Source organism: Lyngbya confervoides BDU141951, assembly GCF_000817775.3.
GTDB classification, from domain to species: domain Bacteria; phylum Cyanobacteriota; class Cyanobacteriia; order Thermosynechococcales; family Thermosynechococcaceae; genus Lyngbya; species Lyngbya confervoides.
The window spans coordinates 1-9,611 of sequence record NZ_JTHE03000003.1 but is presented as its reverse complement, the minus strand read 5'-3'; the positions used below and the strand labels follow the sequence as shown (position 1 = coordinate 9,611).

Below are 9,611 nucleotides of genomic sequence, written 5' to 3'. Positions count from 1 at the left end.
CAAGCTTTTCCAGCGTGATATCTGCTCTCTAGGATCCCATCTTGATGTCACTAAAGCAATTTTTCGAGGTGCCCAGTAGATATCAACCATTCAAATGGATTAACACCAAAAAAATAAGATTGAATCCCTATTGGTTCAGCTATATTGACATACATCTTATAAGTATCTAGGACTGCCACTCTAAGTTTTGGTTCCTCTAGGCAGTCCTGATATCCATAAGCAAACGCACCTAAATGCAGATATTTTCTTAGGTTTTTTTGAGCGCACAAAGTGCAAAAGATATGCTCTAAAAATGGCAACCTCAGCATGGTCGAGGCTACCATTTTTGTAATGCTTTTTTTCACAACCACCTCTGCTAAATTTGCATCAAGTTACTAACCAACTTGCCAGAGTCACGGATAAATGTAGAAGCCAGATTTTTAATTTTTTGCTTCATTCCAAGACGATAAAAATAAGGAGATTTAAAGTCATTATCTGTCAGTATATTTATTGGTCCATTGGTGACCATGCTATAGAGCTTATAGTCTGACAAGTAATTTTCCTGAAAGGCTTTAGGCTTACGAGTTTTAATAAATATACCTGGTGCTTGATAGTCCTCTTCAAGCGCTAGGATATCGCAATCGTCAAAGATATTCTTCATATCTTCTAGCTCAAATCGCCAGAAATCATTGGGATACCCATGACAAGGGTATCCATAGGAGCGAGTCGTCAGCATGATGAAACCTTCAGGTTTACAAATTTGCTTCATATTGCTGATCGATTTCTGCCAACATCGAGAATGCTCCAGCATTTCGACAGAGATTACGACATCAAAGCTCTCTTTGCCAAACTTCTCAACCAAATTATCAGCACTGCAAACGATGTCGACACATGGACCCTCGATGATATCAACTCCGATATATTCACTCGGTTTCCAGGACTCAATCAAAGGACGAATACTGCCATTAAAGTCACAGGCTCCAACATCAATAACTCGCTTACCCTGGATTTCCTCCTTTGTCAAATGCTTAGCACCAAAAACGATCGCACTTACTCCTGGCATTGTTTACCCCTTTAATTAGTTTCAGCAGCACATTGATGAATCATTTGGGCATAAGCAGGTGCTAGCTTATCCCAACTAAAGCGATCGTAGACTACCTGATGACGAACGTTTTTAGCCTCATTATCAACCTGATCGAGGACCGATTGAATCAGCTTAGTTAAAGCACCAGCAGTAGTGAAATCCGCAAAAAAACCGTGATCCTTCAGGACATGCCGTGAAACCCCATAATCATGAACAAGGCAGGGTAGGCCGTGCCCCATGGCTTCGAGCAATACCCTACCGAATCCTTCACTCAGGGAGGCGAGCACATAGAGATCGGCAACTTTGTAGTAATCAGCCACTTCAGCAGAGCTAACTGTCTTCGCCTGAAAGTGTTCTGCTCCCAGAAGTTGATTACCTAGTTGAAGTACCTCCAAAGATTCCTGCTCCATCTGTCCCAACAGCAGCAGGTAGGGGCGGGGTTCAGGTAAACTGGCCACTTCTCGAATAAGATAATCCATCCGTTTGTGAGTATTGTTAATCGCAGCAACGGACAGAATGAGCGGGCGATCGATCAGCAGCTCGAGTTTTTGCCGTAAAGCGTCCCGTTCATCTGAGGCAAGCGGACTATACTCCTGGTTGATCTGGATGCCATAGGGAATCAGACTATGCTTGCTGACAGGTTCTCCAGCATCCAGAGCTGCCTGATAATGAATTGGCGTCAAATGCTGCACATGATCCATGCGACTAAAAGGGGGACCATTCGGGGCACCGTTAGAGAAGAGAAGCCTGTAGGGAAGTTTGGTCATGCGTCGCCAGTGCCAGAGCATCGTACCTAAGGCGAAATCACTAAAGAGAATCACATCAGGTTTCTTCAGATGTAAATAAGGTATCAGGCTAAAACAAAAGGATGCTTGCTCCAGGAAATAGGGATCACCGAAGGTAAGATATTTGCTGAACAAGCCTGCCACTTGCTTTGTAAACGCATGATTGCGAGGCAAGTTCCAAAGGGCAATTGCGTTAGAGATTGAGGTTTCACGCCCTTGAAACAGTGTAATATCCAGAGCGGGATCGGTAGCTAGGGCCTCAAAGCATTCCTTTGTAAACGACTCATACCCCCGCTGAATATGTCCTAGCCCACTACAAATCAAAAATACACGAGTCATCTCATAGACCAAATATTAATAGGAGAAGCCGATCTATTGGAAGAGGCAATCGCGAAACTTGTTCTAACCAACGAGCTTGTCTCATCATTTTAGGCGTTACATCAGCCTGTTTGACATAACCATATACCCGACTCCCCCGACGCTCAAAACCATAAAAGCCAAATCCCAAACTGCGGATAATCCAGGGCATTAACCGATTAAGATGGAAATTCTGAGGAAGATGGCACTTAATACAGGGTGCAAAACTCCAACTCGCCGCAAAGCTACCGCCAATACGCAGCAGAGCATTCATCTCAACCACAGTTTCAATGGGATCCAGCACATGTTCTAGCACTTCAGTTGAGATGATAGCGTCATAAGCTGGATCAGGACGCTCTAAAACCCGAATATTAGGGAATTCGGCAAGATAGCTTTGAATGGTTTGACGAAAATCTGTAATATCAACTACATCAATCTTTTCAGCGTAAGGCAAGTTCATCGAACAAAGCCGAGCGACCGTACCAATACCACCACCAAAATCTAGAATCTTCTTAGGCTGAGTGTGGGCAATTAGCCGCACAGCAGCTAAGCGATCGCTAATTGTGCCCTCATCAGATTCTGAAAATGCTGCATTGATCAACCAAACCGGATGTTGATAGTAATCGTGGAGGAATTTCGGGAAATCAGCCTGAGAGCGAGGTGTCTGCATTTCATCCCAGGCTTGATCAAGAATCTCCCAAAGTCTTTGAATCGTAACGCCATTTTCTTGCTCTGTGGAAGAAAGGTATTGATGTGTTTCTCGCCAGGAAGAATTATTACTCAGGCAGGATATAATTTCTTGCCAGGAAAAAACCAGTGGTTTAGTTTCAGATGTAGAGCTCAGCATTAGAGAATTTCTTACGGTTTTTAAGCAGATAGACTCTCATTAATAAATTGATAAAATTCACAACTCACTTGACGCCTATCAAACGCCTGTGAAACTACATCAAATGCCACTTTAGCAAGATTTTGATTAGTAGATCGATCGTCAATAGTTCGCTTCAGAAACAAGTTAATAGTAGAAATATCTTGAGCTGCACACACCAATCCACAATGCCATTGAAGCACAAAATTATTACAAGCAGAATAATCAGGACCATAGCAAAAAACAGGTCTACCCGAAGCCATATAATCTGTCAGCTTTGTTTGTACTGAAGAACGAGTAACATGAGCATGTTCAGCTGTAAATGACGAAGCAACTAACAACAAATCTGCTCGCTGCAAATAGTGTTGTAAGTCATGATAGGGAATCATGCCGCCATAACTAACTTGCCAGGTTTTCCAGTTCTGGCGATACTGATCCCAAAACTGCTGTGGGGTATGCAAGAACAACTCAATATCATACCCTTCCTGTTTTAGTTCAAAAATCGCTTCTGCGACTACTGCCACTGCATCATAATGCATTGTCCAAATTGACCCTGCATAGACAACCTTAAAGGTTCCCTCATGAACCGTAAAATCAGGTGGAATCAAGGTTGATAGATCGACTGGGTTATGAACTACCAGCGATCGCTTGGGATGAACTCCATAGCGTTTTTCTAGATCTTGCTGCAGGATACGACTGATCATTAACCATCCATTAGCATCCGCTAACAAATCATGCGTTAACCTCTGGACACTACCTGACCACCAACGATATCGAACTTGATCAACCCAATCATCCATGAGATAGATGAGATGGGGGACATGTAGTTGATGGGAAACTTTAGCGCCCATCAGTAATGTGGAGGTATTGCCGGGGCAAATTAGAATCAGCTCAGGGGCAAAGGATTCAATTTTCTTCCGCTCTGGAATCGGCAACCAATCTATCAGTTGAAGATTAGCCTGGGCAATTATTACATTGATCCAAGTTCCTAGGCGATTACGCAGAAAAGGTAGTAACCCTTCTGAAAAGGCGGCAACATTCTGCCTAAAGTGAGAAGCTGTTAGGGCTGAATCACTCGACGTATAAAGCATGAATTTATCTGCTGGATAGTCCTTCAGCAGATTGACCAGCGTACGATTAATGCCCGTTCCCTCTTGACACAAGGGAGCGTCACTGACCAGTAAAAGCCGGGGAAACTGGGTTGTCATCTGATTCATCGCAATCGGGTCTGCCAGGATTTAACAATTTCAGCAAAAATTTGGTCAATAGGAATTGTGATAGACCAACTAGAATAATGATTCTGCATTTTTCTCAAATCGCTGTAGTAGCAGATATGGTCCCCTTCTCGGTTCTGATCAACATACTCAAATTGCATGGGCTTCCCCGTTAGAGCAGCAACCAGGTCAAACGCTTCAAGAATAGAACAGGTATTTCCCTTGCCGCCACCTAGGTTGTAGACCTCACCACTGCGAGGAGACTGAATGAAGGCTTCAATAAACCGAGCTACATCCTGAGAGTGAATATTGTCCCTTACCTGTTTGCCCTTATAGCCATAGATTTTGTAAATGCGATTCTCCAGATTACATTTCACCAAGTAGCTTAAAAAACCATGTAATTCCACTCCTGAATGATTGGGGCCAGTGAGACAGCCTCCCCGCAAGCAACAGGTATTCATGCCAAAGTAGCGACCGTATTCCTGCACCATAATATCGGCAGCCACCTTAGAGGCCCCAAATAAGGAGTGCTTGGATTGATCGATGCGAAAGGTTTCGGAGATCCCGTGCTCGTAGGTCGGATCGGCATAGTCCCAACGAGTCTCCAGTTCTACTAGCGGGATTTCATTGGGAGCATCGCCATAGACCTTATTGGTCGAGAGATGCACAAACGGTGCTTCTGGGGTAAACTGCCGGGCGGCCTCTAGTAGGTTCAAGGTACCGACGGCATTAGTATCGAAGTCATCAAAAGGAATGGCAGCGGCCCGATCGTGGCTGGGCTGAGCCGCCGTATGGACGATCGCATCCGGCCTGAGGCTTTCGATTAAATCGAGGACACCCTGCCGATCGCGAATATCTAGCTCATGATGAACAAACCCTTTCAGCGTCTCCTGCAAGCGTTGTTGATTCCAACGGGTATCCCCCTGAGTACCAAAGAACACAGCGCGTTGGTTATTATCGACGCCATGAATTTCCCAACCCTGACGCGAAAAATAAACACAAACCTCAGAGCCAATCAGTCCTGAAGAACCCGTTACAAGTAGTCTATGCATGATTAACAACCTCTTGATCCAGATGCGTTGGGAGAGAACTGATCAGGCCAAACGGGTCTCCCTACTTTAACGAAGCCACGGCTAGATCTAGATCAGAACGCGGGGAAAACTTTCCAGGCTGAGTCGTAGACCCAAACAAATACCCCTGCGCAATGCGGCGTAGGGAATGGACCCGCCATTAGAATCAGGCCTTAGGGAGACCTGGCATCATTCTAGCGTCATCGTTATTACAAGCCTGACTGAGACGCTGGCATCTGCTGATTGGCTTGAGGATCTCATCTATTTTGCTCCCCGTCGATCGCAGTAGATCTCAATGTAGCGCCGTGCTTGGAGTTTAAGTGGATACTCAGCCAGGGCGATCGCCCGATAATGTTCCGCCATTTTCCGGTGCGGTTCACGATTCTCCAAAAGCTGGACAATTCCCTGAGCAAAATTCTGAGGGTCCTCTGGCGCTGCCAAATACCCCGTGACCCCTGGACGAACCAGGTCTGGAACGCCCCCCACCTTAAACGACACCATCGGTAATCCACAGGCCAAGCTTTCCTGCAAGACCAGGGGTAGATTATCGGCGCGGGTGGGGGAAACGCCCCCATCACCATGGCGAGTGCATCAATCCCGCTGTTCCAACCAGACCTCAAGATCTAACCGGCCCGTAAAATCTAACAGCGCTTCCCCTAGCGCCTCCAATTGCGCCGGAGGAAAGGCCCGGATCTGCGCCTGCTGAGTCGCCGAAAGGACACCACAGCGCCGGGTCAATTGCCGCAGCACCAATTCCGCTTCACCCTCTTGGCGTCCCTCTTGGCGTCCCTTTTGGCGTCCCTCTTGGCGTCCTTCTTCTAGCACTTCCTGATAAAACCGCGTTTCCCTCAGCGTCGTGTCCTTAAGATCTAACATCTGACGTATCTCCTCAATACTCAATTGGGGCAGCTTATACACCAATATAGCCTCCACTAAATCTAGCCGTTGCTCAAACGCCGCTCCCGTCCCACTCTGGTTCAAAATCGCTTGCGCCTCCTCCCCAACCTGGGCCTCGGGCACTACGAGCAGCCGCAGCAAGGCCAGATTGGGACTTAGATTCGTCATAGGCAGCAGATCTTCTAGATAAATCCGCTGCACCCAGGTATCGAGTAACGGTGCATAAGGCATCTCAGCACCCAGCTGCTGGCTGCGCCGTTGCTGCACCACCAACCCGCGCCAGAGTCGCGTGCTGCCATATTAGTGGAAGTACAGAAAGATACTGGCGAAGAAGCGCCCATAAAAGCCCAAATCACTCTGCATTTGGGCTTCCACAAAGACCAGGGGCAGACTCAGATCCTCGGATAGGGGCATGAGCAACCCATCCAGACGCAGTTCCCGCTCTTTCAGCACTGGGGCGGCATAGTCAAAGGTGCAACCAAGGGGCACATCGGGCAGCAGTTCTGCAATCAGGTCAGGCTGGGTTAAGAAGATGCGATAAAAAAGCTTGTCTGTTTTCACCTTGGGTCTTTTTACCTTGGGTCTCTAAAGCGGTGCGCCTCTTGAAGTGTTTCAGGATGGGCGAATGGGCTCAGACATTATGGTCTGGCGATCGCTGAACTTCCTAGGCTCAACTGCGATCGCGTTATCTGAACAGCCCGTTCCTACGATGGACAATCCCACGCCGCAGCATCGTAAAGCGCGCCTGCGTGTGGAACAGCGCCCTAGTCCTCCTCAATGCCCAGATCCCGTAGCTTTGCGGCTAGATGATTGGCGCGATCGCGCTCTGCGGCCAATTCTGCTGTGGCCTGCTCGGCCCGCTGTCGCTCAAACTCAGCCCGCGGCTGCTCAAATTCGGCCCGTTGTCGCTCAGCCTCGGCCCGTTCCTCTTGGGTCACAATCCAATGTCCTGCTGCGTCATACCACCGCAACCATCGTCCTTCCGTGCCGGCATACGTCCCAGCCCAAACCCCTAGTCCGAGTTCTAGTTCCTCAAACCAAAACCGCTCATCCTTTAGCTCCAGTTCCTCGTACCGCATCCCCCGCATACTAAATAACTGAAACGTTGACTCATATCGGTCAAACACTGCGTAGTAGGGCACCCGTAAAATTTGCTCATACACCTGCCACTTGCTCGGCGGTCGATTCACTTCCCGCAGCGTTTGCCCCAGATCCTCATCCGCCGTGCCTGGCGATAGCAACTCGACAACCAAAAACGGTGCCACCGTCTCCTGCCACATGACATAACTCAGCCGCAGTTCAGCTTGGTTCACAGCCGGTGCAACACCCAGCACCAGGAACCAATCGGGGCGTTTGTACCAGAGGGAATGGCGGGCGTCGTAGTAGAGGTTGAGGTCACTCGCGGCAAACCGCTGGTCTGGCGGATAGGCAGGCGACCGCAAGGTTTCATCCAGCAGACGCGGCTGGCTCAAGTGAAATAAATCAGGCAATCCTGGATCCTCCGCCGACTCGCTGGGCAAATCGTACATCGTCGGCAATGTTTGCGATGGCGGCAGTGGGCCATTCGGACCGTAGCCCAAGGGTTGATACATGACGGTTGCCTCTAAACAGTGACCCGTGACGCTTGTGCGAACAGAAGGTGTTGTCCGGCTGATGGCATCTGCTATGGGTTCTACTGTATCCTAGCGAATTGGTTTCCCGTCTTTTTATGATGATGCTCTCAGGCGATCGCAATCGACCTCAAGGGAGGGCTCCAGTTGAATGTCCTAGCAACTCCTGATAAAGCGCGATATAGCGATCGCTTTGCTGTTCGATGCGGTATTCAGCCAGGGCGATCGCCCGACAATTTTCCGCCATTTTCCGGCGTAGTTCATTGTCCTCCAAAAGCTGGACAATCCCCTGAGCAAAATCCTGAGGATCCTCTGGAGCCGCTAAATAACCGGTGCCCCCTGGACGCACTAGGTTTGGAACGCCCCCCACCTTAAACGACACCATTGGTAATCCACAGGCCAGGCTTTCCTGTAACACCAGGGGAAGATTATCGGCTCGAGTCGGGAAGGTGAACAAGTCAGCCGCAGAGTAGGCCAAACTTTTTAGGCGATCGCTGTTAACATACCCCAGACTCATGGTTTTGATACCCACAAGATTTTCAATGGTTTCTCCTCCGGCACCGAAGGTGAGCAGCACCGTCTTCGCCTTCAAGGGGTCTGGGAGAGACTGCAAGGCCGTTTGCAACAGGTCGCCTCCCTTGCGAGGATCTCGCAAGGATTCTGCGCTAAACAGCAGAATATTCTTATCTGGCGGCAGGTCTAGGGCTGTCCGAGCCAGTGCAGAGTCAATGGGCTGATAGGCTTCAGTGTCAATGCCATAGGGAATGTGATAAATGGGAAAGCGCTGCAACATGCTGTTGTGAGCCTGTTCATATAGCCAACGACTCGGGCAAACAATGGTCAGATTCGAGCGACGGTACACCCAATCCTTTAAGCGCCACTCCAGGGCGGTCGCATCTCGGCGAACTGCTGGATAGGTTTCTGGGTAGGGGCATTGACCGCAGCCGGACTGCCAGCGATCGCAGTCGTAGCTGTAGGCGCAGTGACCGGTAAAGGTCCACATATCATGCAGGGTCAAAACCGCTGGTTTTTGGGCAGTTAGGTTGGGGAGATGAAGATAGCTAAAATAGCCCGTGTGCAGGTTGTGCAGGTTAAGAATATCTGCAGATTGAGTCCAGGGATGATGCACAATCTTGCGACTGCTAATGCGATGAATATGATTGAGACCCAGACGCGAAGTGAGTCGGACCAGCAATCGCTCTGGCCTTGAAAAGATTGGCGGAACCGCTAAATCAACGCGATCGCTGTGGGTCTTGATGTTGCCCACCAGCAGCTTAGACTCTATGCCTTGGGCCAGTAAGCCTTGATGAAGCCGATAGCCCGCGATCGCAGCTCCTCCGCCAATATCGGATTGGTTAATGTGTAAGACTTTCATGGGGAACCCTACCTAAATTCTGTGCAGCGCTCCCACCATAGCTGTTGGCGTCAGCCGCTGATGCATTCGGCAGCGTGAGGGGGGCTAGCAATTTTCCCAGGCAATGGCAGGTAGAGGGTGTAGCAGGTCTGTCGCAGTTAGGGGATAACTCAGGATTTTAGCCTGGGATGCTTATTCATCGGCCTCCGGATCAACCCCTAACGCCCTTAACCGCGCCGCCAACCGCTCAGCCCGCTGGGCTTCCTGCTCGGCCCGCTGGGCTTCCTGCTCGGCTCGTTGGGCTGCTTGCTCGGCTCGCTGAGTAGCGGCTTCCGTGGGCGTCGGAATCCAGTGATGATCTTGGTCATACCAGCGTAACCATTGCCGCTCCACACC

The 9,611-nt window shown here is 49.2% G+C and carries 8 protein-coding genes and 3 pseudogenes; all 11 read right to left on the bottom strand.

Annotated features, from left to right (window positions below):
- Positions 1 to 355: 355 nt before the first annotated feature.
- The gene (locus tag QQ91_RS00150) at positions 356 to 1,042 is read right to left on the bottom strand and encodes a methyltransferase domain-containing protein (protein WP_166283748.1); all 687 of its coding nucleotides are present in this window, start codon (positions 1,040 to 1,042) and stop codon (positions 356 to 358) included.
- Between the two features lie 11 nt (positions 1,043 to 1,053).
- Positions 1,054 to 2,187 carry a glycosyltransferase family 4 protein gene (locus QQ91_RS00145; RefSeq protein WP_166283746.1) on the bottom strand — a complete coding sequence of 378 codons (1,134 nt, stop codon included), beginning with the start codon at positions 2,185 to 2,187 and terminating at the stop codon, positions 1,054 to 1,056.
- 1 nt (position 2,188) lies between these two features.
- Positions 2,189 to 3,052: a methyltransferase domain-containing protein gene (locus QQ91_RS00140; protein ID WP_166283744.1), complete on the bottom strand. Its 864-nt coding sequence runs from the start codon at positions 3,050 to 3,052 to the stop codon at positions 2,189 to 2,191.
- Positions 3,053 to 3,072: 20 nt separating this feature from the next.
- Positions 3,073 to 4,278 (bottom strand): glycosyltransferase, encoded by a 1,206-nt coding sequence (locus QQ91_RS00135; RefSeq protein ID WP_166283742.1) that lies wholly within the window; start codon positions 4,276 to 4,278, stop codon positions 3,073 to 3,075.
- Between the two features lie 5 nt (positions 4,279 to 4,283).
- Complete coding sequence (locus tag QQ91_RS00130) at positions 4,284 to 5,336, bottom strand: NAD-dependent epimerase/dehydratase family protein (protein WP_166283740.1); 1,053 nt, start codon at positions 5,334 to 5,336, stop codon at positions 4,284 to 4,286.
- Positions 5,337 to 5,615: 279 nt separating this feature from the next.
- A pseudogene (locus QQ91_RS00125) lies at positions 5,616 to 5,918 on the bottom strand (glycosyltransferase); the annotation flags it as partial.
- Between the two features lie 27 nt (positions 5,919 to 5,945).
- Positions 5,946 to 6,230, bottom strand: coding sequence for a DUF4351 domain-containing protein (locus QQ91_RS21705; protein ID WP_349306846.1), 285 nt, complete (start codon positions 6,228 to 6,230; stop codon positions 5,946 to 5,948).
- A gap of 6 nt (positions 6,231 to 6,236) precedes the next feature.
- Positions 6,237 to 6,812: pseudogene (locus QQ91_RS21560) on the bottom strand (Rpn family recombination-promoting nuclease/putative transposase); the annotation flags it as partial.
- 203 nt (positions 6,813 to 7,015) lie between these two features.
- Positions 7,016 to 7,843, bottom strand: coding sequence for a Uma2 family endonuclease (locus QQ91_RS00110; protein ID WP_166283738.1), 828 nt, complete (start codon positions 7,841 to 7,843; stop codon positions 7,016 to 7,018).
- A gap of 148 nt (positions 7,844 to 7,991) precedes the next feature.
- Positions 7,992 to 9,236 carry a glycosyltransferase family 4 protein gene (locus QQ91_RS00105; RefSeq protein ID WP_166283736.1) on the bottom strand — a complete coding sequence of 415 codons (1,245 nt, stop codon included), beginning with the start codon at positions 9,234 to 9,236 and terminating at the stop codon, positions 7,992 to 7,994.
- Between the two features lie 171 nt (positions 9,237 to 9,407).
- Positions 9,408 to 9,611 (bottom strand): annotated as a pseudogene (locus QQ91_RS00100) (Uma2 family endonuclease); the annotation flags it as partial.

Excerpts from the sequence above, each read along its gene's own strand:
- QQ91_RS00150 (WP_166283748.1), bottom strand. The coding sequence starts at position 1,042 with ATGCCAGGAGTAAGTGCGATCGTTTTTGGTGCTAAGCATTTGACAAAG.
- QQ91_RS00145 (WP_166283746.1), bottom strand. The coding sequence starts at position 2,187 with ATGACTCGTGTATTTTTGATTTGTAGTGGGCTAGGACATATTCAGCGG.
- QQ91_RS00140 (WP_166283744.1), bottom strand. The coding sequence starts at position 3,052 with ATGCTGAGCTCTACATCTGAAACTAAACCACTGGTTTTTTCCTGGCAA.
- QQ91_RS00135 (WP_166283742.1), bottom strand. The coding sequence starts at position 4,278 with ATGACAACCCAGTTTCCCCGGCTTTTACTGGTCAGTGACGCTCCCTTG.
- QQ91_RS00130 (WP_166283740.1), bottom strand. The coding sequence starts at position 5,336 with ATGCATAGACTACTTGTAACGGGTTCTTCAGGACTGATTGGCTCTGAG.
- QQ91_RS21705 (WP_349306846.1), bottom strand. The coding sequence starts at position 6,230 with ATGTTAGATCTTAAGGACACGACGCTGAGGGAAACGCGGTTTTATCAG.
- QQ91_RS00110 (WP_166283738.1), bottom strand. The coding sequence starts at position 7,843 with ATGTATCAACCCTTGGGCTACGGTCCGAATGGCCCACTGCCGCCATCG.
- QQ91_RS00105 (WP_166283736.1), bottom strand. The coding sequence starts at position 9,236 with ATGAAAGTCTTACACATTAACCAATCCGATATTGGCGGAGGAGCTGCG.